Origin of the sequence: Labrys methylaminiphilus subsp. lupini, assembly GCF_051161885.1 — a bacterium.
In the GTDB taxonomy this organism is placed as follows: domain Bacteria; phylum Pseudomonadota; class Alphaproteobacteria; order Rhizobiales; family Labraceae; genus Labrys.
The window spans coordinates 2,932,726-2,956,001 of record NZ_JBMDIH010000001.1 but is presented as its reverse complement, the minus strand read 5'-3'; the positions used below and the strand labels follow the sequence as shown (position 1 = coordinate 2,956,001).

18 protein-coding genes are annotated in these 23,276 nt (G+C 63.8%); 15 read left to right on the top strand and 3 right to left on the bottom strand.

Features of this window, described 5'->3' with window-relative positions:
• Positions 1-196 precede the first annotated feature (196 nt).
• The 4 genes from glgB to ACN6KF_RS13815 all read left to right on the top strand — a co-directional run bounded on the left by glgB (position 197) and on the right by ACN6KF_RS13815 (position 7,333).
• Positions 197-2,470, top strand: a complete 2,274-nt coding sequence (gene glgB, locus ACN6KF_RS13830) for a 1,4-alpha-glucan branching protein GlgB (protein ID WP_434957384.1) — start codon at positions 197-199, stop codon at positions 2,468-2,470.
• Positions 2,471-2,702: 232 nt separating this feature from the next.
• Entirely contained in the window at positions 2,703-3,974 is a 1,272-nt protein-coding gene (gene glgC / locus ACN6KF_RS13825) for a glucose-1-phosphate adenylyltransferase (RefSeq protein ID WP_434957383.1), read from the top strand.
• 56 nt (positions 3,975-4,030) lie between these two features.
• A complete protein-coding gene (glgA, locus tag ACN6KF_RS13820; protein WP_434959674.1) occupies positions 4,031-5,464 on the top strand; it encodes a glycogen synthase GlgA in 1,434 nt (477 codons plus the stop codon).
• A gap of 240 nt (positions 5,465-5,704) precedes the next feature.
• A complete protein-coding gene (locus ACN6KF_RS13815) occupies positions 5,705-7,333 on the top strand; it encodes an alpha-D-glucose phosphate-specific phosphoglucomutase (protein WP_434957382.1) in 1,629 nt (542 codons plus the stop codon).
• Between the two features lie 41 nt (positions 7,334-7,374).
• Here the strand turns inward: ACN6KF_RS13815 and ACN6KF_RS13810 are convergent, their stop codons facing one another.
• Complete coding sequence (locus tag ACN6KF_RS13810) at positions 7,375-8,310, bottom strand: lysophospholipid acyltransferase family protein (protein WP_434957381.1); 936 nt, start codon at positions 8,308-8,310, stop codon at positions 7,375-7,377.
• A 199-nt stretch (positions 8,311-8,509) separates the two neighbouring features.
• On the opposite strand from ACN6KF_RS13810, the gene glgX reads away from it, so the two are divergent.
• The 3 genes from glgX (at position 8,510) to ACN6KF_RS13795 (ending at position 13,903) form a co-directional block, all read left to right on the top strand.
• Positions 8,510-12,346: a glycogen debranching protein GlgX gene (glgX, locus tag ACN6KF_RS13805; RefSeq protein WP_434957380.1), complete on the top strand. Its 3,837-nt coding sequence runs from the start codon at positions 8,510-8,512 to the stop codon at positions 12,344-12,346.
• 2 nt (positions 12,347-12,348) lie between these two features.
• Positions 12,349-12,792 carry a hypothetical protein gene (locus ACN6KF_RS13800; protein WP_434957379.1) on the top strand — a complete coding sequence of 148 codons (444 nt, stop codon included), beginning with the start codon at positions 12,349-12,351 and terminating at the stop codon, positions 12,790-12,792.
• 172 nt (positions 12,793-12,964) lie between these two features.
• Positions 12,965-13,903: a LysR family transcriptional regulator gene (locus ACN6KF_RS13795; RefSeq protein ID WP_434957378.1), complete on the top strand. Its 939-nt coding sequence runs from the start codon at positions 12,965-12,967 to the stop codon at positions 13,901-13,903.
• Here ACN6KF_RS13795 and ACN6KF_RS13790 read toward each other — a convergent pair.
• Complete coding sequence (locus ACN6KF_RS13790; protein WP_434957377.1) at positions 13,854-14,582, bottom strand: SDR family oxidoreductase; 729 nt, start codon at positions 14,580-14,582, stop codon at positions 13,854-13,856. The genes ACN6KF_RS13795 and ACN6KF_RS13790 overlap by 50 nt on opposite strands.
• A 274-nt stretch (positions 14,583-14,856) precedes the next feature.
• On the opposite strand from ACN6KF_RS13790, the gene ACN6KF_RS13785 reads away from it, so the two are divergent.
• From ACN6KF_RS13785 to ACN6KF_RS13750, 8 genes are all read left to right on the top strand, one after another.
• Positions 14,857-15,474, top strand: a complete 618-nt coding sequence (locus ACN6KF_RS13785; RefSeq protein WP_434957376.1) for a CDP-alcohol phosphatidyltransferase family protein — start codon at positions 14,857-14,859, stop codon at positions 15,472-15,474.
• Positions 15,471-17,231, top strand: a complete 1,761-nt coding sequence (locus ACN6KF_RS13780; RefSeq protein WP_434957375.1) for a bifunctional alpha/beta hydrolase/class I SAM-dependent methyltransferase — start codon at positions 15,471-15,473, stop codon at positions 17,229-17,231. Before ACN6KF_RS13785 ends, ACN6KF_RS13780 begins: the two co-directional genes overlap by 4 nt.
• A gap of 145 nt (positions 17,232-17,376) precedes the next feature.
• Positions 17,377-18,708: a phosphatase PAP2/dual specificity phosphatase family protein gene (locus ACN6KF_RS13775; protein WP_434957374.1), complete on the top strand. Its 1,332-nt coding sequence runs from the start codon at positions 17,377-17,379 to the stop codon at positions 18,706-18,708.
• Positions 18,701-19,144, top strand: coding sequence for a hypothetical protein (locus tag ACN6KF_RS13770; RefSeq protein WP_434957373.1), 444 nt, complete (start codon positions 18,701-18,703; stop codon positions 19,142-19,144). Before ACN6KF_RS13775 ends, ACN6KF_RS13770 begins: the two co-directional genes overlap by 8 nt.
• Positions 19,141-19,806 carry a lysophospholipid acyltransferase family protein gene (locus ACN6KF_RS13765; protein WP_434957372.1) on the top strand — a complete coding sequence of 222 codons (666 nt, stop codon included), beginning with the start codon at positions 19,141-19,143 and terminating at the stop codon, positions 19,804-19,806. Before ACN6KF_RS13770 ends, ACN6KF_RS13765 begins: the two co-directional genes overlap by 4 nt.
• A complete protein-coding gene (locus ACN6KF_RS13760) occupies positions 19,806-20,744 on the top strand; it encodes a phosphatidate cytidylyltransferase (RefSeq protein WP_434957371.1) in 939 nt (312 codons plus the stop codon). Before ACN6KF_RS13765 ends, ACN6KF_RS13760 begins: the two co-directional genes overlap by 1 nt.
• A gap of 65 nt (positions 20,745-20,809) precedes the next feature.
• Positions 20,810-21,826, top strand: a complete 1,017-nt coding sequence (locus ACN6KF_RS13755; RefSeq protein WP_434957370.1) for an aldose epimerase family protein — start codon at positions 20,810-20,812, stop codon at positions 21,824-21,826.
• Between the two features lie 72 nt (positions 21,827-21,898).
• On the top strand, positions 21,899-22,447 hold the full coding sequence (locus ACN6KF_RS13750; RefSeq protein ID WP_434957369.1) for a hypothetical protein: 549 nt from the start codon (positions 21,899-21,901) through the stop codon (positions 22,445-22,447).
• A gap of 38 nt (positions 22,448-22,485) precedes the next feature.
• Here ACN6KF_RS13750 and ACN6KF_RS13745 read toward each other — a convergent pair whose 3' ends face one another.
• On the bottom strand, positions 22,486-23,250 hold the full coding sequence (locus ACN6KF_RS13745) for a metallophosphoesterase family protein (protein ID WP_434957368.1): 765 nt from the start codon (positions 23,248-23,250) through the stop codon (positions 22,486-22,488).
• Positions 23,251-23,276 lie beyond the last annotated feature (26 nt).

The window sequence follows — 23,276 nt, the reverse complement described above, 5'->3', positions numbered from 1 at the left end:
CGACGGATTGCTTTGAGGCGGAACGAGCAAATTTTTCACCTTGCGGGGTTCCCGGCATAACCCATTTGGGCAGGCTGCGTTTAATCGTTGACCGGTGTAGCAAAAGCCCTAGCTTGTGTTCGAGAGGATCACAGGAAGACGCCTGATCCCCGGCAAGACAGGCGTTTCGATCCAGTCCGAAAAGGGGTCGCGGCGCTTGGCAAAAACAACGAAGACGAACGCTCCCACCGCCAGAGCCGTAAAGCCGGCGCCCTTGGCCAAGCGGCCGGCCAGCCGCGGCAAGACAGCGGATTGGCGTTTGTCGGACGTGGAAGTCGCGGCGCTCGCGGCGGGACGCCATGCCGATCCATTCGCCGTGCTCGGTCCGCATGAGACGCCGGCTGGTCTGGTCATTCGTGCCTTCATCCCCAATGCCGAGACGCTGTCGGTGCTTGCACCCAATCTGGTCGGGCCTGTCGCCCTGGAGCGGCGGCATGGCGATGGCGTCTTCGAAGGCCTGGTGCCCGACAGCGTCGGGATCTATCGCTTGCGTGCCGTCAATGCTGGCGGGCAGTGGGAGGTCGAAGATCCCTATCGCTTCGGGCCGCTGCTGGGACAGGTCGACGACTATCTGCTGACGGAAGGCACGCATCTGCGGCTGTGGGACAAGCTCGGTGCCCGCCCCCTGCGCCATGGCGATATGGAGGGTGCGCATTTCGCCGTTTGGGCGCCGCATGCCAGGCGGGTATCGATCGTCGGCGATTTCAACGATTGGGACGGTCGCCGCCATCCCATGCGTAAGCGCGTTGACACTGGCGTGTGGGAAATCTTCCTGCCGGGCGTCGGCGTCGGCGCCTACTACAAATACGAGATTATCGGGCCGAACGGTGCACTGCTGCCGCTGAAGAGCGATCCCTTCGCCTTTGCCAGCGAATTACGCCCGGGAACGGCCTCGCGGGTCGTCTCATCGGAGCCTTTCGTCTGGACGGATCAGCAATGGCTCGAAGAGCGTGCGCATCGCGATGCCAGGCGGGCGCCGATGTCGATCTATGAGGTGCATCTCGGTTCCTGGAAGCGGGGCGAGCAACAGCGCTTCCTCAGCTACGACCAGCTTGCCGACGAACTGATCGCCTATGCCGTGCACATGGGCTACACCCATATCGAATTGCTGCCGGTGACGGAGCATCCCCTCGATGCCTCCTGGGGTTATCAGCCGACGGGCATGTTCGCGCCATCAAGCCGTTTCGGTTCGCCCGAGGGGTTCGCCCGTTTCGTCGACCGTGCCCATGCCGCCGGGATCGGCGTGATCCTCGACTGGGTGCCCGCGCATTTCCCGACCGACTCGCATGGCCTTGCCTGGTTCGATGGCAGCGCGCTCTATGAACATCCCGATCCACGGCGCGGCTTTCATCCCGATTGGAACACGGCGATCTACGATTTCGGCCGGCGCGAAGTCGCCAATTTCCTGATCGCCAACGCCCTGTTCTGGCTGGAGCGCTACCATATCGACGCGCTGCGCGTGGATGCCGTCGCCTCCATGCTCTATCTCGATTATTCGCGCCGGGACGGGGAATGGCTTCCCAACATCCATGGCGGGCGCGAGAATCTCGATGCCATCGCCTTCCTGCAGCGCATGAACACGGAGGTCTATGCGGCCCATCCCGGCGTCATGACCATCGCCGAGGAATCCACCGCCTGGCCCGGCGTGTCGAAACCGGTGCATGATGGCGGGCTCGGCTTCGGTTTCAAGTGGAACATGGGCTTCATGCACGACACGCTCAGCTACATGCAGCGAGAGCCGGTCTACCGCCAATATCACCATGACGATCTGACCTTCGGTCTCATCTACGCCTTTGCCGAGAATTTCGTGCTGCCGCTCTCGCATGACGAAGTGGTCCACGGCAAGAATTCCATCGTCAACAAGATGTCCGGTATGGACGGCGACAAATTCGCGACCCTTCGGGCTTACTACGCGCTGATGTGGGCCTATCCCGGCAAGAAGCTGTTGTTCATGGGACAGGATTTCGGCCAGCGCCGCGAATGGAACGAGAATGTCGGGCTGGACTGGGACCTGATGCAATATGGCCCGCACAAGGGGCTGAGCGACCTCGTCCGCGACCTCAACCATCTCTATTGCGGCCGCGCGGCACTGCATCAGCGTGATTGCGAAGGTGATGGCTTCGAATGGATGGTCGTCGACGATAATGCGAACTCGGTGTTCGCCTGGGCGCGCTATGCCACCGATGCGATGCCGATCGTGGTGGTGGCCAATCTGACGCCCGTCGCGCGCGACGACTATCTGCTGCCCCTGCCGCTGGCGGGGCAGTGGTGGGAAATTCTCAATACCGACTCCGAGCGTTATTTCGGGCTCAATCGCGGCAATGCCGGTGGAGCCTATGCATATGCTAGCGATTGGAAGGGAAAATCGGCGGCTGCGCGGATCAATTTACCGCCCCTGACGGCCATCATGCTGGAATGGGCGGGGAACTAGACCGGGAAGTTGGCGTTGCATGTCTTTGGAGAGTCGACGCCGCGACAGGGCCGAGACTGAAGAAGAAGGCAGCAGCGTCCAAAGCGTTTTGCGATTTGGCGGAATCGCCAAGAATCGCAAAGACGCACTGGCCAATCCGTTGGATTGGCCAGGAAACAGGGAGTTGGAGCAAAAAAAAGCGTTTAGTCAGGAACGCGCTTTGCGCCAGGGATTATCAAGTGGGAGGAACTGTATGACGGAACCGAGGCATTCGAAGGGTGGGCCGCTGGCACGTTCGGCCATGGCTTATGTGCTGGCCGGAGGCCGCGGCAGCCGCCTGATGGAACTGACCGACCGGCGCGCCAAGCCCGCGGTCTATTTCGGAGGTAAGAGTCGCATCATCGATTTCGCCCTTTCGAACGCGATCAATTCGGGTATCCGTCGGATCGGCGTGGCCACGCAATACAAGGCTCACTCGCTGATCCGCCACCTCAGTCGAGGCTGGAACTTCTTGCGGCCGGAGCGCAACGAAAGCTTCGACATCCTGCCAGCCAGCCAGCGCATTTCGGAGGACATGTGGTATCGAGGCACCTCCGATGCGGTCTACCAGAACCTGGACATCATCGACGGTACAGGGGTCGAATATATGGTCATCCTCGCGGGTGACCACATCTACAAGATGGACTATGAGCTGATGCTCAAGCAGCATGTCGAGCAGAACGCCGACGTCACCATCGGCTGCCTCGAAGTGCCGCGCATGGAGGCCACCGGCTTCGGCGTCATGCATGTCGACGAAAAGGATCGCATCGTCGCCTTTGTCGAAAAACCCAAGGATCCGCCCGGCATTCCCGGCAATCCGGAGATGGCTCTGGCCTCTATGGGTATCTATGTGTTCTCGATGAAGTTCCTGACGGAGGAGCTGAACCGGGATGCCAATGATCCCAATTCGAGCCGCGACTTCGGCAAGGACATCATTCCCCACATCGTCAAGAACGGCAAGGCGGTGGCGCACCGTTTCCCGGCGAGCTGTGTGCGTTCCGAGCACGAAAAGGAGTCCTATTGGCGCGATGTCGGCACGGTGGATGCCTATTGGGAAGCCAATATCGACCTCACCGACGTCGTCCCGGCGCTCGACCTTTACGACCAGGAATGGCCGATCTGGACCTTCGCCGAAATTACGCCGCCGGCTAAGTTCGTGCATGACGCCGAAGGACGGCGTGGCACGGCGATCTCCTCGCTGGTCTCGGGCGGCTGTGTCGTCTCCGGGGCACTATGCAAGCACTCGCTGCTTTACACCGGCGTGCGCATCAACTCCTTTTCCAGTGTCGAAAGCGCCGTGATCCTGCCCTATGTCGAGATCGGCCGCTCAGCCCACCTCAAGAATGTGGTGATCGATCGCGGCGTGGTGATTCCGGAAGGCTTGGTGGTGGGTGAGGATCCCATACTCGACGCCAAGCGTTTCCGGCGGACCGACAAGGGTATCTGCCTGATCACCCAGCCCATGATCGACAAGCTGAACCTGTGAAGACAGGCCCAGTTTTTCGATGACCGAAATTTCTCGATGATCAAAGTCTCTCGATGATCAAAGTTCTTGCCGTTGCGTCCGAAATCCATCCGCTGGTCAAGACGGGGGGGCTCGCCGACGTCGTCGGCGCGCTGCCTGCCGCCTTGAAGGGCCATGACGTGGTGGTGACGACCGTGATCCCGGGTTATCCGGCCGTGATGGCCGCGGCCGACAAATGGGAAACGGTGGCCAAGCTGCCGGGCTTCTTCGGCGGTCGCACGACCATCAAGCGGGCGTCGATCGGCGAGCTCGATCTTCTGGCCGTGGACGCGCCGCATCTGTTCGACCGGCCGGGAAATCCCTATGTCGACGCGGATGGGCGCGACTGGCTCGACAATCCCCAGCGCTACTGCGCTCTGTCGAGCGCCGCCGCCGAGATCTGCCAGGGGCTGGTCAAGACTTACAGGCCCGACATCGTGCATGTGCATGACTGGCAGGCGGCGATGACGCTGGCCTATCTCAACTACACCGAGGCCGTCAGGCCGAAATCGGTGATCACCGTGCATAATCTTGCCTTCCAGGGCCAATATCCTCGCTCGATCCTCGGCAGCCTGGGCCTGCCGCAGCGGGCCTTCGCCCTGGACGGCGTCGAGTATTACGGCATGATCGGCTTCCTGAAGGCCGGGCTGCATTTTGCCGACCGCATTACCACCGTCTCGCCGCGTTATGCTGCCGAGATCAAGACGGCGGAAGCCGGCATGGGGCTGGAAGGCCTGTTGGCCGGCCGCGCCGACGTGCTCTCCGGTATCGTCAACGGCATCGACGAACGGGTCTGGAATCCCCAGACCGATCCGAATCTTGCTGTCAATTACGACGCCAAATCCCTCGCCAAGCGTGCGGGCAATCGCAAGGCGCTCGAAGAGCGTTTCGGCCTCGATCACGACGACTCCCCGCTGTTCTGCCTGGTCAGCCGCCTGACCTGGCAGAAGGGCATCGACATTCTCGCAGAGGCGCTGCCGCATCTGGTCGCCTCGGGGGCGCGGTTCGCTTTGCTCGGTTCGGGTGACAGGGAATTGGAGGGCATCTTCCGCCAGGCCAGCCTCCAGCATCCGGGACGTGTCGGCGCGGTGTTGGGCTTCGACGAGGCGCTCTCGCATCTGATGTTCGGTGGTTCGGACATGACCTTGGTGCCGTCCCGCTTCGAGCCCTGTGGCCTCACCCAGCTCTATGGCCTGCGCTATGGCTGCGTTCCAGTGGTTGCGCGTGTCGGGGGGCTCTCCGACACCATCGTCGATGCCAACGATGCGGCATTGACGCTCAAGGCCGCCACGGGCGTACAGTTCCAGCCGATCACGCCGGACATGCTGCGCGACGCCATTTCCAGGGCTATCGCTCTCTACAACGACAAGCCCGTGTGGCAGGCGATGCAGCGCCGCGGCATGGGGCTGGACCAGTCCTGGGATCTCAGGGCCGCCGGCTATGCCAAGCTTTATCGCGAGCTCTTGGAGTGAGGGGGGCTTGTCGGCAGCTTTTCAAGGGTAGCGCTGCCCCTCACCCTCACCCTCTCCCCGTGAAAACGGGGCGAGGGGGACTTCGACGTCGCGACTTGTCCAGCAGGCGAGACGTCTCGTATCGAGACGCTGCGTTTGGCGCCCCTCGCCCCGTTCTTACGGGGAGAGGTAAGGTGAGGGGCATCGCGCCTTTGCCTTTGATCGACCGAACTTCGTATAAACCAGAACCGGAACCTCACTATGATCCGCACTGTCCCGACCCAACCCTTCGATGGCCAGAAGCCCGGTACGTCCGGCTTGCGCAAGAAGGTGCCGGTGTTCCAGCAGCCGCATTACGTCGAGAATTTCGTGCAATCGATTTTCGACACTTTGGAAGGATTTGCCGGCAAAACATTGATCGTGGGAGGCGACGGGCGCTATTACAACCGCGAAGTCGTGCAGACCATCCTCAAGATGGCGGCAGCGGCGGGCTTCGGCCGCATCAAGGTGGGACAGGGCGGCCTTATGTCGACTCCAGCCGTCTCGGCCGTCATCCGTAAATATGGGGCCTTCGGCGGCATCGTGCTTTCTGCCTCCCACAATCCCGGCGGGCCGGACGGGGATTTCGGCATCAAGTACAATATCGGCAATGGCGGTCCGGCGCCCGAGAAGATCACCGACGCCGTCTTTGCCCGCACCAAGTCGATCAGCGAGTTCAAGATCGCGGATGTGCCGGATCTCGACATCGACCAGCTTGGCGAGACTGCGATCGGCGACACCGTCGTCGAGGTCGTCGATCCGGTCGACGACTATGCCGAGCTGATGGGCAAGCTGTTCGACTTCGATGCCATCCGGGAGCTGTTCAAGTCCGGCTTTACCATGCGCTTCGATGCGATGTCGGCCATCACCGGCCCCTATGCCCGCCGCATCATCGAGGATCTCCTTGGCGCAGCGCCGGGTAGCGTAGTGAACTCGACGCCGCTACCCGATTTTGGCGGCCATCATCCCGACCCCAACCCGGTCAACGCCAAGGATCTCTACGATCTCATGATGGGGCCTAATGCCCCCGATTTCGGGGCGGCTTCCGATGGCGACGGCGACCGCAACCTGATCATTGGCCGCGGCATCTTCGTCACGCCCTCGGACAGCCTCGCCATCCTGGCCGCCCATGCTCATCTGGCGCCGGGCTATGCCAAGGGCATCTCCGGCATCGCCCGCTCGATGCCCACGAGCCTTGCGGCGGACCAGGTCGCCAAGGCGATGGGGGTGGGCATCTACGAGACGCCGACCGGCTGGAAGTTCTTCGGCAACCTGCTCGATGCCGACCGCGTCACCATCTGCGGCGAGGAAAGCGCCGGCACCGGCTCGAACCATGTTCGCGAGAAGGATGGCCTGTGGGCGGTGCTGCTCTGGCTCACCTTGCTGGCCAAGCGCCGCCAGCCCACGCTCGACATCGTCCGCGAGCATTGGGCCAAATATGGGCGGAACTATTATTCGCGCCACGACTATGAAGCCGTGCCCACAGAGACCGCCAATGCGGTGATGGAAGCAGTCCGCTCGCAGATCCCCAGCCTGCCCGGCAAGAGCTTCGGTGCGCTCAAGGTCATTTCGGCCGACGATTTCGCCTATCACGATCCCGTCGACGGCTCGGATTCGAAGAACCAGGGCCTACGCGTCCTGTTCGAGAACGGCTCGCGCATCGTCTACCGCCTCTCCGGGACGGGTACGGAAGGCGCGACGCTGCGTGTCTATCTCGAGCGCTACGAAGCCGATCCCGCCCATCACGGCATCGAGACGCAGGCAGCCCTCGCCGATGTCATCGCCGTCGCGCGCCAGCTCAGCGGCATCGCCGAGAAGACGGGCATGGCGGAGCCGAGCGTGGTGACCTGAGGAGGGTGATTTACCTTCTCCCACAAGGGGAGAAGGTAGTCCTACCCTCGCGGTGCGCAGAGCTTCGGCTGGTCCAGCACCACCGGCTCGAGAAGACCGGCGGCGATGCGCTTGGCGGTGCGGTCATCGGTCAGCTGGCCCGCCAGGGCATAGGTGCGGCGCATCAGCTCCATCGCGACCGCCTTGCGATCGCTGGCGTCCGCGAAGGCCGCCCCGTCAATGGGATCGCCGATGGCGATCGGCAGGATCGTGCCGATGCGATCGCGCACCTCCTTGAAGATCAGCGACAGGCGCAGGGTTTGGTTGAGGTGGCTGGCGATCTGGAAGAGGCGGCTGTTCTGGCCGCCGAAGAAGATCGGCACCACAGTGGCCTTGGAGCGCTGGATAAGCTGTACCGTGAAGGGCTGCCAGGGCGCATCCATGGCGGGACGCCGGCCGAGTTTGTCGGGCGAGGTCGAGACGCCGCCGGCCGGGAAGACGATCACGCAACCGCCGCGGTCGAGCAGCCGGCGCGCTTCGGCCCTCGTGCGCAGATTGGTCTGCATCGCCTCCTCGGTCTCCGCGAAATCGACCGGGAGCAGAAAAGCCTGCGTTTCCGGCGCATGCAGCAGCACGGCGTTGGTGAGGATGACGAAGTCCTGGCGAACGAGGCCGATCAACCAGGCGATGGTGACGCCGTCGAGAACGCCATAAGGATGGTTGGCCACGATGACGCAGGGGCCCGTCTTCGGAATCTTGTCGAGTTGGGCTCTGTCGAATTGGACGTCGAGCCGGAGTTGGCGAACCGCGGCGGCGAAGAAGGTCTCGCCGGCCACGGGGTTGCGCTGGTTCTCCAGATAGAGCCGCTTCAGCCGAGGTTGCCCCGTCACCTTTTCGATGGCACGGATCAGGGCGCGTTTCGGCTTGGAAAAGGTCGGATCCGCATAGGTGAACTGGACGGCTTCGGCCCCGGCGGGGTGGGCATTGTCGCGAACCATGGGTTTCCTCAGGGCGCTCCATCGCGCCGGGATGTTCCTATAGCAAAACACACGGCAAGGACATTGGCAGGCTTCGATCCACGCGCAACTGGCGCTACGGCAAGAATTTAGCGGAGGCCTGTCATCTAGCCTTTGCGTTTTGATCGTCCAAGATGTCAGGAAAGTACGACAGGCATTCGACAATCGAGGCAAGGACCGTATGGCACGTTCAAGCATGGCGAACCCCGGCACGGAAGCTCCGCTTGGAGCGAGCTGGATCGGGGAAGAGGTCAATTTCGCCGTTCACGCCGCCGAAGCCGAGCGGATCGAGCTTTGCCTGTTCGATGCCGACGGTACCGAGAGCCAGAGGATCGTGCTCTCCGGCCGCAGCGGTGCTGTGCATCATGGCCGCATCGGCGGCCTCGCGGAGGGGCAGCTCTATGGGCTGCGGGCTCACGGTCCCTGGCGCCCGGAGGAAGGACTGCGCTTCAACCCGGCGCGCCTCCTGATCGATCCCCATGCGACGAGACTCGTCCTGCCCGAGGGCATGACCTCCGCCTTGCCGGTGAAGGGAGCACAGGGCGTGGACGATCTCGTCCTTGACGAGACCGACACCGCCGCGATCATGCCGAAAGCCGTGCTGGAGCGGATAGTGCCGGACAAGACCCGTCCTTCCGGCGTGAAGCCCGAAACCCGCATCATCTATGAAGTCCACGTGAAGGGCTTCAGCCAGGCCCATCCCGGCATCCCGGCCGATCTGCGCGGCACCGTCGCGGCCCTGGCCCATCCGGCGGCGATCGCGCATTTCACCGAAATCGGCATCACCACGCTCGAATTGATGCCGCTCGCCGCCGCCATAGACGAGCGGCATCTCGAGCCGCTCGGACTGAGGAACTACTGGGGCTACAATCCCGCCTGCTTCCTGGCGCCCGATCCGCGCCTTGCTCCCGGCGGCATGGCCGAGATCGCGCAGACGGTGGACCGGCTGCACGAGGCCGGTTTCGAAGTGCTGCTCGATGTCGTCTACAACCACACGTCCGAAAGCGACGAGCGTGGCGGCACCCATTCGTTGCGCGGGCTCGACAATCGGTCTTATTACCGGCTTGCCGACAATCCGCGCTTCTACGCCAACGATACCGGCTGCGGAAACACGCTGGCGCTCGATCGCGAGCCGGGCCTCGGCCTCACTCTCGCCGCCCTCAGGCATTGGGCCGAGGCTGGCGGCTTTGACGGCTTTCGCTTCGATCTCGCCCCGGTGCTGGGGCGCCGGCCTGATGGCTTCGATCGAGAGGCGCCCTTGTTCGCCGCCATTGCGGCCGATCCCGTCCTCAGCAACCGGCTGATGATCGCCGAGCCCTGGGATATCGGTCTCGGGGGCTATCAGCTCGGCCAATTTCCGCAAGGGTGGGCGGAATGGAATGATCGCTACCGCGACGATGTCCGGCGGTTCTGGCGCGGCGATGGCGGCATCGGCACACTGGCGACGCGCCTGGCCGGCTCCTCGGATCTGTTCGATCCCGGCAGTCGCCGCCCCACCGACAGTATCAATTTCGTCGCGGCCCATGACGGCTTCACACTGGCCGATACGGTGAGCTTCGCCGGCAAGCACAACGAAGCCAATGGCGAAGGCAATCGCGACGGGCATGCGGGCGAGATAAGTTGGAACAATGGCGCCGAAGGGCTGAGCACGGCGCCGGAGATCGTATCGCTCAGGCGCAGCCATGTCCGGGCCATGCTGGCGAGCCTCCTGCTATCGCGTGGCACGCCAATGATCGCCATGGGCGACGAGCTCGGCCGCAGCCAGCGCGGCAACAACAATGCCTATGCGCAGGACAATGCGATTACCTGGATCGATTGGGCCAATGCCGATCGTTCGCTGATCCAGTTCGTCGCAAGCCTGACGCGCCTGCGCAAGTCGCTGCCCCTGGTGAAAGTGAACACGTTCCTGACCGGCAAGCCCTATCCCGACAACGGGGCTGAGGGGGAGTCCGACGTGACCTGGCTCGGGCCGAGCGGCCAGCCTTTGCAGGATAATGAATGGGGCAATCCGGCTTTGCGCAGCCTCGGCATGGCCCTGACGGGGCCAGATGGTACGAAAGCGCTGATCTGGTTCCATGCCGGCGCCGAACCGCTTCATGCCCGCCTGCCCGACCTTGCACCCGGGCAAGTTTGGCGGCTGGCGCATGTCAGCGACGAATATCAGGCCTTCGCACCGCCGGTGCTCTACGGTGCCTTCGACATCATGGAACTCGCGCCGCGCTCGGTCGGCGTGTTCATCGCCGAGCCCGGCCGCGCGCCGCGGCGGGACGGGGATGCACCGCCAGAAGTGATCGAACTCCTGGCCAAGGCGGCGGGCATCGCGCCGGAATGGTGGGAGGTTTCCGGCCGCCACACTTTGGTCTCCCAGGACACCAAGCGCGCTCTGCTCACCGCCATGGGCCTGCCGCACCATTCGCTCGCCCAGGCGCGCGAGAGCCTGAACCATCTGCGCTCGCTCGGCGCTCCCATCGGGAACGGGCAAGCCAGGGCCCATCTGCCGCCGGCGCTCGCCGAGGGCGGCAAGCGCTTCGGCCTTTCCGCCCAGCTCTATACGCTGCGACGGCAGGGAGACCAGGGTGTCGGCGATTTCCGTACCCTGGAGAGCTTTGCGAAGGACGCGGCCGGCAAAGGCGCCAGCCTGATCGCGCTCAATCCCTTCCATGCCATGTTCCCGTCCGACCGGCAGCGGGCCAGTCCCTATCAACCCTCCGACCGCCGCTTCCTCGATCCGGCCCTGATTGCCCTTGATGCCGTGCCCGAGCTCGAAGGCCGGCTCACGGTCCCACCGCCCACTGGGCGTCTGGTCGACTGGCCCGAGGTCTGGCGCCACAAGCGCGCTGCGCTGGTGGAGGCCTTCGCCATCCTGTCCGAACGGCCTTCACGTCTGGCTACCTTTCGAGCCTTCCAGGCCGCGGGAGGCGAGGCTTTGGCCCGTTTCTCCCTGTTCCAGGCGCTGGAAGAGCAGGTCGGCTCGACGGCTATCCCGACGATGTCGACGGCGGCCTTGTCCCCGGAACTGAGGCAGTCCGCCGACTTCGCCGGCTACCTGCAATTCCTGGCGGAGGAGCAGCTTGCCGCTGCCAGCCGCAACGGTCTTGCCATCGGCTTTTGCCGAGACCTGGCCGTCGGCGCTGCGCCCGATGGCGCCGAGGTCTGGACGGCGCCCGAGGCCTTCCTCAAGGGGGTTTCGGCCGGGGCACCACCCGATCCCTTCTCGGCCAGCGGCCAGGTCTGGCATATTCCGCCGCTTGATCCGGTGGCTCTGCGCCAGAGCGGCTTTGCCCATTATCGCGAGCTGCTCGCCGCCAATATGCGCCATGCCGGAGCGCTCCGCATCGACCACGTCATGGCGCTGACGCGCCTCTTCGTGGTGCCCGACGGCGCACCGGCCAGTGAGGGCGCCTATCTGACCTATCCGCTCGAAGGCATGCTGGAGGTGCTGGCCGAGGAGAGCCAGCGCCATCGCTGCATGGTGGTGGGCGAAGATCTCGGCACTGTGCCGGAAGGTCTTCGCGAGCGGCTCGCCGAAGCCGAGCTCTATTCCTACCGAGTGCTGTTCTTCGAGCGCGACGGCGCGGTCTTCCGTCGCCCCGACGTCTATCCGGCCGCGTCGCTGGCCTGCGTCGCCACGCATGACCTGCCGACTTTGCGCGGCTGGTGGAGCGGCGCGGACATCGCGTTGGAGCGCTCGCTCGGCCGGCCCGTTGCCGATGATGCCGAGGCGGTACGCGCCGAGGACAGGCAGGCGCTAATGCAGGCCGTCGGCACCGAGGAGAGCACACTGACGCCTGCGCTCGTCGGCGCCATCCATGGCTTCCTGGCCTCTGCCTCCTCGGGGCTTGTCGCCGCGCAGGTCGAGGATCTCGCCGGGGAGGCAGAGCCGGTCAACGTGCCGGGGACCAATCGCGAATATCCCAATTGGCGCCGCCGCCTCGACCTCGATGTCCACGCCATGCTGGATACCGACGAGGCCAAGACGGTATTCGAGGCGATGCGGCAGGCGGGGCGGGCAGCTTAGTCATGACGCAGGCCGGCAAGCGGCATGAGAGAAGCCTGGCGCTGGGAGGCATGATCAGTCCCTGGACAGTTCCTGGCGGTCTTCCCCTCCTGTTCATCGCGCTTGAGCTTGTGGTCGGTGGGCACGACGGTATCCCGGGCTCGCAGATAGCCGGTGTTTTTGCCGCCTTTCTCCTGTTCGGCCTGCCTTTCACCTATGCTGTGCCCTTGGTTCTGGTTGTTCCGATGGCAGTATGGCTGCGGCGTTGGCAGGCACTGTCTGCCGCAAGGCTATGTTTGTGGTGCACGTTGTTGGGACCGACGACGATGTATGCCTATGCGTGGTTGTTGCGCGGTCAGCCTGCGAAAGTCATCGAGCTCGACGGTATCTTGTTGTCGGCAAGTTATGGACTGGCGTCCGGTATCGTTTTCTGTCTAGCCTCTGGTATCCGGCTTTTCGCCCGCTGAACCGACAGGCAACAGGGGGCCCTGCCTATGTTAGGGTTTCTGCCGGATCGAGACGGAGCCTGAAGCATTTTGTGATTTCACGGAATCATCTGGAATCGGAAAGATGCATCGAGACAATCAGTTGGAGTAAAAGTGCGGTTCGGAGAACTCGTACTTTGCTCTTGTGAACGCCATGCATCCCAGATTGCTCAAGACCTTTCTTGCCGTCACCCGTCATCGCAATGTCACGCGGGCGGCGGAGGCGGTGCATCTGGCCCAGTCGAGCGTGAGCGACCAGATCCAGGCGCTCGAAGCCGAACTCGGCACGCCCTTGTTCACGCGTTCGCGCTCAGGCTTGCAGTTGACGGCGGCCGGGGCGGCGCTGCAGCCCTTTGCCGAAGAAATCCTGATGCTGACGGACGAGGCGCACAGCGCCGTGGCTTTGACCAGTGGCCGGGAGCGGGGAGCGGTGTCGATCGGCGCTCTGGAGACGATTGCGGCGACCCGCCTGCCGGCCTGGCTCTCGCGCTTCGGGCAGGTCCATCCTGAAATCGCGCTTCGCTTGTCGGTGGCGGGCACGAATGACCTCCTGCGCAAGCTGGAAGATGGCGAGGTGGACGTCGCCTTCTGTTTCGACAAGGGCGAGGCCGACGAACGTTTTGCCAGGCGCAGCATTTCCAGGGAGCCGCTGATCCTGATCGCACCGGCCGGCGAGCCGCCGCTGCCGGTTGGCGAGGGGCTGTCTGCTCTGGCCGCAAGGCGGTTCGTGGCGACGGAGGCGGGCTGCGTCTACCGTCACTTGTTCGACGTGGCTTTCGCCGCCGAGGGACTTGCGGCGCCAAAGCTCGCTGCCGAAGTCGGCAGCATCGGTGCGATCGCCCGATTGGTGGCAGCGGGAACGGGGCTCGGTCTGGTGCCGCGTCTGGCGGTTGCCGAGGCATTGGAGCGGGGCGAGGTGACCGAACTCCCCTGGTCGGGGCCTGCCCAGTCCGCGGATCTGGTGATGATCTGGCGCCGGCGGCGGGTGCAGCCGCCGGCCCTGAAGCAGTTGCTGGCCTCGGCGAGTACTGGGCTCGACACGCTCAGACCAGGCGATGCCCGCCTTCGACATGCAGCACCGAGCCCGTCGTGAAGCCGTTGCCCATCACGAAGGCGAGGGCATCGGCGATGTCCTCGGGCCGGCCGACCCGGCCGACCGGCAATTTCCTGGCCATGGCACCGAGGGTCTCGTCCTTCCTGTCGCCGGCGACGAAGGTCCAGATCGGGGTGTCGACCCAGCCCGGCGAGACGGCGTTGACTCTTAGCGGCGCGAGCTCGACCGCCAGGGCCTTGACCAGCCCTTCCAAGGCGGCATTGACGGCGGCGACCGCCGCGCCCCTTGGCAGGGGACGGTAGGCCGCGATGCCGGAGACGAAGGTCAGGGAGCCGGTCGGGGCAAGCTTGCCCGCACCGTGCTTGGCCAGGAGGAGGGGGCCGTAGACCTTGCTTTCCACGGCCTTCTGGACGGCCTTCAGATCGAGCGACGGCAGAAGCTCATAGGCGCCCTCGATGTCCGCGGCGGTGCTGACGATGTGATCGAGCGGGCCGATCCGCTCGAACAACGACGCGACCTGCCGTTCCTGCGTGATGTCGACGGCGATGGTGTCGAGGGCGGTGGATTCCCCTAGGCTCGTACGGGCCTGGGCCAGCCTGCCTTCGCTGCGCCCGGCGATGCTGACACGCGCGCCGGCATTGAGACAGCGCCGCGCCAGCGCCAGACCCATGCCGGAACTGCCGCCGGCGATAAGAATTCTCGATTGTCCAAGGTCCATGATGATGCGTTTCCTTTCGATTCCGATGGAACTGACATCGGGATCGCAGATCGGCGATGGCCGGGAAAACGGAAGAAACCGATAGCGCCATCGGTGTTTCCGATGGTGGCGCCGTGCTTGCCAGGTCGGAGAGGCGGACGTCTTGTCCCCCCTTGACACCGTCAAGCATGCCGAAGATCCGATGCACCAGTACCTGCCGGCCTATCCGTCGGGTTGCGCGAGGCTCGCCGACTGAGCCATGATCGCTGGCTACATCGCGAATCTGGACAGTCCCGTGAGTCTCTATGCCCTCAAGCCCCGTTTTCAGGCCCTTTTGCGCCCGCGCGTCACGCGGTTGGCCGAGCGGGGCACCACCGCAAACCAGGTGACGCTGGCGGCGGCGGCGGGCTCACTTGCCGTCGGCTTCGGCGTAACCTGGCTTTCGGACCTGCGCATTCTCTTCCTGCTCTTGCCGGTCTGGCTCGCCATCCGCATGGCTCTCAACGCGGTCGACGGCATGCTGGCGCGCGAATTCGGCCAGAAAAGCCAGCTCGGCGCCTATCTCAACGAGATCGCCGACGTCGTCTCCGATGCGGCGCTGATCCTGCCCTTTGCCACCCTGCCGGTCTTCGGCCCGTTCTGGACCGGGGCGGTGATCGTGCTCGCGGTGATCAGCGAATTCGCCGGTGTGATGGGGCCGATGGTGGGGGCCTCGCGGCGTTATGACGGCCCGCTCGGCAAGAGCGACCGGGCCTTCCTGTTCGGCGCACTCGGCCTATGGATCGGCCTCGGCCTGCCGCTACCCGGCTGGTTTGGCTGGATCATGCCGCTTGCCGTGCTTTTTCTCACACTGACCATCGCCAATCGTGTGCATAAGGGCCTGCGCGAAGCGCGCGCCTTGCAGGAGTCATGATGCGTCCCTCCAACACCAGTTTTTTCCGCAGCCATGACGGCGTCGAGCTGTTCTACCGCCATTGGCCGGCGGTCAACGGATCAGCCAAGGGCGCGGTGGTGCTGTTCCATCGCGGGCATGAGCATTCGGGACGCATGGCGCATCTGCCCGATGAGCTGGCGATGCCCGATTATGAGTTCTTCGCCTGGGATGCTCGTGGCCACGGCGATTCGCCCGGCGAACGCGGCGATGCCCCGAGTTTCGGTGCTTTGGTACGCGACGTGCAGAGCTTCATCGACCATATCGGCACTGCGCATGGCTTCGCGCCCGCCGATATCGCAGTGATCGCTCAGAGCGTCGGGGCCGTCGTCGTCTCGGCCTGGGTGCATGACTATGCCCCCAAGATCCGCGCTCTGGTGGTCGCCTCGCCGGCCTTCAAGGTGAAGCTCTACGTGCCCTTTGCCCGGCCGGGCCTGAAGCTCTGGCAGGCCTTCAAGGGGAATTTCTTCGTCCAATCCTATGTGAAGGCCAAGTTCCTCACCCATGATCACGAGCGTCAGGCGACCTTCGACGCCGATCCCAAGATCACAAGGGCGATCTCGGTGCGCATCCTGCTCGGGCTCTACGACGCCGCGCAGCGGGTGGTGGAAGACGCCCGCGCCATCACGGTGCCGACGCAACTCCTCGTCTCCGGCGCCGACTGGGTGGTGCATCACGGACCCCAGCACCGCTTCTACGAAAATCTGGGATCGGCAATCAAGGAACGGCATGTGCTGCCCGGCTTCTATCATGATACGCTGGGGGAGAAGGACAGGGCGGTGGCAACAGGCCATGTCCGGCGCTTCCTCAGCGAGCGCTTCGCGGCGCTGCTGGAGCGGACGGTCCTGACCGAGGCCGATCGGCAGGGCTTCACGCGCGACGAGGCCGACAGGCTCGCTTCGCCCTTGCCGCTCGTCTCGCCGAAGGGACTCTACTGGGCGGGCACCAGGCTCGGGCTGAAGGCGACGGGGCTGATCTCGGACGGCATCAAGCTTGGCCATGAGACCGGCTTCGATTCCGGCTCAACCCTCGATTATGTCTACCGCAACACGCCGTCGGGGCGTTCGGCTTTCGGGCGGCTGGCCGACAGGAACTATCTCGATGCCATCGGCTGGCGCGGCATCCGCCAGCGCAAGCTTCATGTCGAGGAATTGCTGCGCATTGCCATCGCCCGGCTGCGGGCGGAAGGCAAACCGGTCTCCATCGTCGATATTGCCGCCGGCCATGGCCGCTATGTGCTCGAGGCCCTGGAAGCGGAAGGCGTGTCGCGGCCGGATTCGATCCTGCTGCGCGACTACAGCGACATCAACGTCGAGGCGGGTGGCCGGCTGATCGCCGAGAAGGGCCTCGCCGACATCGCCCGCTTCGTCAAGGGCGATGCCTTCGATGCCGCAAGCCTTGCCGGCATCGAGCCCAAGCCCACTCTGGGCCTGGTCTCTGGCCTTTATGAGCTGTTTGCCGACAACAACCTGATCAAATGGTCGCTGGGTGGGCTTGCCGCCGCCATCCCGGCAGGAGGCTATCTGATCTATACCGGCCAGCCCTGGCACCCGCAGCTCGAATTCATCGCCCGCGCTTTGACCAGCCACCGCCAAGGTCAGGCCTGGGTGATGCGCCGGCGCACGCAGGCGGAGATGGACCAACTCGTCGAGGCGGCCGGCTTCGAGAAGCTCGAGCAGCGCATCGACGAATGGGGCATCTTCTCGGTCTCGCTTGCCCGGCGCAAGGCCGCATCATGACCCTTGTTTTGGACCGCGGACTTCTCAGCGACATGCTTGCATGTCGCGATTTCCGCTTCTTCCTTGCCCGGTGGTGCGGCGGTTCCAAGAGCGGACATCACGCCATGCGAGCATGGCGCTGTGATGTCCGCGCTCCGGTATCGTCATGAGCATGGCGGTACCGGCAAGGCCCGCCGATGGGCGTCCCTGGGGCAGGGCGCTTGTCTGGCTTGCAGGCCTCGGCATCTTCTTCTATTCGAGCTATGGCCTCGCCAATTATCTGGCCGACCAGCGTGCCTTCGTGCCGTCCATCGTGTTCGGCTGGGAACGGGATATGCCGTTCCTGCCCTGGACGATCATTCCCTATTGGTCGGTCAACCTGTTCTATGCCGCTTCGCTGTTCGTCTGTACCAGCCGGACGGAGTTGGACACGCTGGGCCGCCGGCTGCTCACGGCGCAGGTCATCGCCGTCGCCTGCTTCCTCGTCTTTCCGCTGCGCTTCAGCTTCGCCAAGCCGGAGATCGGCGCCGGGCTGCCAGGCTTCATGTTCGATGCCCTGCTGAGCTTCGACAAGCCCTATAATCAGGCGCCTTCTTTGCACATCGCGCTCCTGGTGATCCTGTGGGTGCATTACCTCAGTCATCTGCCGACATGGGCTCGATGGTTACTCCATCCCTGGTTCGCCCTGATCGGCCTTTCCGTCCTCACCACCTATCAGCATCATTTCTTCGACATTCCGAGCGGTGCCTTGCTCGGCCTGTTCTGCCTGTGGTTGTGGCCGGATTCATCCCCGTCCCTGGAGGAGGAAAGTGAAGCGGGCAAACGTCGAAAACTCGCCACCTGTTACGGTCTTGGCGCGCTGGTTCTTGCCGTTGTCGGCATCGGGATTGGCGGCTGGGCGCTCTGGCTCTGCTATCCGGCGGTATCGCTCGGCTTGGTCGCGTCTAATTATCTCTGGCGCGGCGCTGCTGGTTTCCAGAAGCGCGCCGACGGCTCGATGCCGCTGGCAGTCCGGCTTCTGTTCGCTCCCTATCAGCTCGGCGCCTTCCTCAATTCGCGCTGGTGGACGCGCCATGAGCCATCGGCCGGCAAGGTCCGTCCGGGGGTCTATCTCGGCCGTATCCCCTCGCGCTTCGATCGGGCGCCGGGGAAGTATGGCAGCGTTGTCGATCTTGCCGCCGAACTGCCTGCCTGGCCGGGGTCCCTGACACAGGCCGTGCCGATGCTCGACCTGATTGCGCCGCAGGCGGCGAAGCTGATGGCGGCGTCCCAAGCGATTGAAGCCGCGCGTGGACAAGGTACGGTACTGGTGTGCTGTGCGCTCGGCTATTCGCGCAGCGCCGCCGCGCTGGCGACCTGGCTGCTTGCCAATGGCGAGGCGAAGACGGTGGACGAGGCGATTGCGATCATAGGTGCTATCCGCCCTCGAATCGTGCTGGGGTTGGAGGCACGTGCCGCCATTGCGGCGGCTGGAAGGATTGATAGCGTCGATGGCTGAGGCACAGGAAAATCCAGCGGTGATTGCTGCCATCGCCGCAGCCTATCTGCGGCAGGGTAGGGCGCTCGACCGGATTTCGCGCGGGCTCACCTTGCTCGGTGTCGGCGGTCTTCTCGCCGCTACCTATGCCTCGGCGCCCCTGTTGGTCAGCGCTCCTGTGCTGCTTGCGCTGGTCTTCGGGCTCGTGCAGAGCTATTTCGCCTTTCGCGCGGGCTTCGATGCCGAGATATTCGGCCATCTTGCCGGCAATGCCTTCAGCACCACCAATTTCGACGGGGCAATGAAGCGTCTCGGGCTGTTCGCGCAGGACCGCGCCTCACGCCCGATGTCCGAGCGGGCACGCGGCGCCATGGCCCTGGTCCGTCGGCAGGCCATTTTCCTGGCCTTGCAGGTTTTGTGCTTGTTGGCCTTGCCATTGCTCGGGATCGTGTTGTGAGTGACATCGTGGTGCGGGATGGCCGGTCTCTGCTCGGCCGGCTGGTGGGGACCGCCACCATCGGTTTTGCCCGGCTCGTCACCGGTGTGCGTGGCAATTGGCAAGGCTGCCTGCCGGTGCGCAAGCCGCGCATCTATTTTGCCAACCATGCCAGCCATGGCGATTTCATCCTGGTCTGGACGGTCTTCCCGGGTGTCCTGCGCTCGGCGGCGCGGCCAGTGGCGGCGCGCGATTATTGGAATGCCGGAGCGCTGCGGCGTTTCCTCGCCCATAATGTCTTCGACGCCGTGCTGATCGATCGTGAAAGCGCCACCCGCAGTGTCGATCCGATCGGCCAGATGGCCTCGGCCCTGGAAGCGGGATCCTCGCTGATCCTGTTTCCGGAGGGAACGCGCAACATGGGGGAGGAGCCGCTGCTTCCCTTCAAGTCCGGCCTGTTCTGGCTCGCCAAGCGCCAGCCGGAGGTGGAGATGGTGCCGGTCTGGATCGAAAACCTCAACCGCGTGATGCCCAAGGGCGAGTTCCTGCCGGTTCCCTTCCTGTGCACCGTGACCTTCGGAGCACCGTTGCGCCTGCGGCCTGGCGAGGAGAAGCAGGCCTTCCTCGATCGCAGCCGGAATGCCCTGCTGGCCCTCAAGCCGCATGAGGGGGACGAGGGCTGATGTTCGAGAACCATACCCTGACCCTGTTTGGCGGCATCGTCGCCTTCCTGGTCCTCGCCTCCCTGATCGGCTGGCAGCTCGATCGCCGGGCCGGGCCGCAGGGCAATGCCGCCATCGACAATCTCAATGCGCGCATCCGCGCCTGGTGGGTGATGGTAGCGCTGATGGGAGGCGCTTTCCTCCTCGGCAAGGCCGGAGTAGTCGCCCTCTTCGCCTTTGCTTCCTTTGCCGCCTTGCGCGAATTCCTGACACTGACGCCGACGCGCCGGGCGGATCATCGCACCCTGTTCGCCATGTTCTTCGTGGTGCTGCCGGTGCAATATTACTTGATCTGGATCGAGTGGTACGGGCTCTACTCGATCTTCATTCCCGTCTATGTCTTCCTGCTCCTGCCGATCCTGATCGCGCTCAGGGGCGACACGGCGAAATTCATGACCCGCATCGCCGAGATGCAGTGGGGCATGATGATCGCCATCTTCTGCCTCTCACATGTGCCGGCGCTGCTGACGCTGGACATTCCAGGTTTCGAGGGTCGCAAGCTGCTTCTCATCGCCTTCCTGGTCATCGTGGTGCAGATGAGCGACGTGCTGCAATATGTCTGGGGCAAGCTCCTCGGCCGGCACAAGGTGGCGCCGAAACTGTCGCCCTCCAAGACCTGGGAAGGCCTGATCGGCGGGGTGGCGAGTGCCACGCTGCTCGGCGCCGGCCTGTGGTGGATCACCCCGTTCTCCTTCTGGCAGGCCGGGCTGGTGGCGCTGGTGGTCACCTTGATGGGTTTCTTCGGCGGGCTGGTGATGTCGGCGATCAAGCGCGATCGCGGCGTCAAGGATTGGGGGCATCTGATCGAGGGGCATGGCGGCATGCTCGACCGGCTCGATTCCGTCGTGTTCGCCGCACCGATCTTCTTCCATGTGGTCCGCTATTGGTGGACTGTGTAGAAACGAGTCGTCGCCGCTTGCCGGCGATCCGGATGTCCACGCCTCATTGCTACTAAGGAAATCCCATGTCCAAGCCTGTCCTGTTCGGAACCTTCAACGGCGCCGATGTGCTCGAGGTCACCCTGCGCTCCGATGCCGGTGCCGAGGCCCGGATCATCACCTATGGCGGCGTGGTGCGCGATCTCCTGGTGCCCTCGAAGAACGGGCCGCAGCGCGTGGTACTCGGCTTCGAGAAGTTCGAGGACTATCCCAAATATTCCCCGCATTTCGGCGCCGTTCCCGGCCGCGTCGCCAATCGCATCGGCTTCGGCCGTTTCACCCTGGATGGCGTGACCTACGACCTCTCCAAGAGCCATGGCGGGCCGCACACGCTGCATGGCGGCGCCACCGGCTTCGGTAAGCGCGCCTGGTCGCTGGTGCAATCGGACCAGCGCTCGGCCACTTTGGTGCTGGTCTCCGAGGATGGCGACATGGGCTTCCCCGGCCGCGTGGTGACGACCTGTACCTACCGGCTGCTGGAGCCGGCGACGCTGCAGGTGATCTTCACCGCCACCGCCGACAAGGCGACGCCGATCAATCTCGCCCAGCATTCCTATTTCAATCTCGATGGTTCGGCCGACGTGCTCGACCATCGCATTGAGATCGACGCCGATTTCTACACGCCCACCGATACCGATCTCATCCCCACCGGCGAGATCCTTTCGGTGGCGGGTACGCCCTATGATTTTCGCGCGCCGCGTCCGCTGCGTTTCGATACGCCGGAGGGCCCCTTCAAATACGACATCAATTTCGTGCTGCGCAGTGCCGGCACGCTGACGCGGGCTGCGCATGCTTGGTCGCCCAAAAGCGGCGTCAGCCTCGAGACCTGGACGACCCAGCCCGGCGTCCAGCTTTATGATGCCGCCAAGCTGGATATCGCGGTGCCGGGCCTGGGCGGCGCCAAATATGGGGCCTTCGCCGGCTTCTGCCTGGAGACCCAGAACTTGCCGGATGCCGTGAACAAGGCGCATTTCCCGTCCTCGATCATCCGGCCGGGCCAGGTCTACGATCAAGAGACGCAATATCGCTTCGGACAGGTGTGAGCGGGATAATCCGGTTCTCGTTCGGGTGCGCGGGCATAGTGGCTTCGCATCCGGGACGGAGCTGCGCCATGGTTGATCTGTCTGGTACTTTCTGCACCGCAGGAGCAAGTCGGATCTTACCCGATGGCGAATTCGATCACCTATGAGGCGCGGCCTGATCTGCCATTTCTGCAGATGAACAATTCACTGACGTCGGTGTTCATCGGCGTATTGGCGTTGGCTGCCTCGTCATTGGCTGCGACCTGTCGGCATTGCCAGCTTGCATCCTGGATCGCCGCAAGGGACCAGGGCGTCTATGGCCTCGGAACCGTGGGCTTCGATGTCTCGGAGATGCCCTGGGAAATCGAGAGTTTCGTCGAAGACCGCTCCTTCCTTCTGCGCACGATTGCTACTGCGAAAGCGAAAGAGGGCTGGCACGGGCTCGGCTATGAGCCGAAGGAAGAATGGCTCATGCCATGCCTGGATAAATTCCAGGTGCTGCTGGCGGCGTTCGCGTCGGCGGATATTCGCGCCGAGGCGCAGAATGACAGGAATCGGTGGTCGGCTCCCGAGTTCGACCGTTGCCAGGTGCACGGCCTGATCAAGCATGTCCATGGCTGCCCGATCTGCAATGGGTCGTGATGGAGGGCATCAGCCCAACAGCAAGCAGGCACCCTGGCCTAAATCTCGCTCAGATAGACGATCTCGGTTTCAATCTCCCCGTCGTTGGTCTCCACGATGCGATAGCCGCATCGCGTCGCATCGACTTCAAGCCGATCGGCCTCCTTGACGATCTGGTAGGAGACGGCGGGGGTGCAGAACTGTCGGATGTTCGCCTCGTGCCGTTCATCCGCCATGTGATAATGGCCTGAAAACACCGATATGCCGCACTGGCTGCCGATCAGAAGCGCCTTGAGAGCGTCGCGTTCCTTCAAGGAGGCTCCGGCATGCTCCACCGGCGTGTCGATCGGCAGGATGGGATGATGCAGGAACAGCAGGAGCTGGCGCGTGCCTTGCAGTTCCCGCGCGAGCCAGCCGAGCTGGTCCTCGTCCACCCGGTTGGTTGATGAATCGAGAAACAGCCATTTCAGCGCCGGATCGCCTTCGGAAAAGCAGGCCTTGCCCTGAACGGCATGGGTCTGATCGGAAAGGAAGGGTGAAACCGCGTCATAGTCGTCGTGGTTGCCCAGCACTATTTTCGAATTGAAATCGTAGGATCCCAGAATCTCGAAGAAATCGGGGACGGCGCCGCGTGCTCCGATATCGCCGCCGAAGACCACGTCCGATATGTCTCTTGCCGCAATGTCGTCGAGGACTTGGCGCAGGTGATCCCAGTGTTCGGCAGGCTCGTTGGCATAGCGCATCTTGTCGCTGTCCATCGCACCGCCCATGACGAGCCTCTGACCGAGATGGGCGTCGGTGAAATAGGCGAATTTTCTTGTCATCAGGGCGGCCCGCCAGTTGCGTGGAC

Coding starts and splice junctions, on each gene's coding strand:
- ACN6KF_RS13810 (WP_434957381.1), bottom strand. CDS start 8,310: ATGGTTCGCGACAATGCCCACCCCGCCGGGGCCGAAGCCGTCCAGTTC.
- ACN6KF_RS13780 (WP_434957375.1), top strand. CDS start 15,471: ATGATGCGTCCCTCCAACACCAGTTTTTTCCGCAGCCATGACGGCGTC.
- ACN6KF_RS13760 (WP_434957371.1), top strand. CDS start 19,806: ATGTTCGAGAACCATACCCTGACCCTGTTTGGCGGCATCGTCGCCTTC.
- ACN6KF_RS13790 (WP_434957377.1), bottom strand. CDS start 14,582: ATGGACCTTGGACAATCGAGAATTCTTATCGCCGGCGGCAGTTCCGGC.
- ACN6KF_RS13755 (WP_434957370.1), top strand. CDS start 20,810: ATGTCCAAGCCTGTCCTGTTCGGAACCTTCAACGGCGCCGATGTGCTC.
- glgC (WP_434957383.1), top strand. CDS start 2,703: ATGACGGAACCGAGGCATTCGAAGGGTGGGCCGCTGGCACGTTCGGCC.
- ACN6KF_RS13770 (WP_434957373.1), top strand. CDS start 18,701: ATGGCTGAGGCACAGGAAAATCCAGCGGTGATTGCTGCCATCGCCGCA.
- ACN6KF_RS13800 (WP_434957379.1), top strand. CDS start 12,349: ATGACGCAGGCCGGCAAGCGGCATGAGAGAAGCCTGGCGCTGGGAGGC.
- ACN6KF_RS13775 (WP_434957374.1), top strand. CDS start 17,377: ATGAGCATGGCGGTACCGGCAAGGCCCGCCGATGGGCGTCCCTGGGGC.
- ACN6KF_RS13745 (WP_434957368.1), bottom strand. CDS start 23,250: ATGACAAGAAAATTCGCCTATTTCACCGACGCCCATCTCGGTCAGAGG.
- ACN6KF_RS13815 (WP_434957382.1), top strand. CDS start 5,705: ATGATCCGCACTGTCCCGACCCAACCCTTCGATGGCCAGAAGCCCGGT.
- glgX (WP_434957380.1), top strand. CDS start 8,510: ATGGCACGTTCAAGCATGGCGAACCCCGGCACGGAAGCTCCGCTTGGA.
- ACN6KF_RS13795 (WP_434957378.1), top strand. CDS start 12,965: ATGCATCCCAGATTGCTCAAGACCTTTCTTGCCGTCACCCGTCATCGC.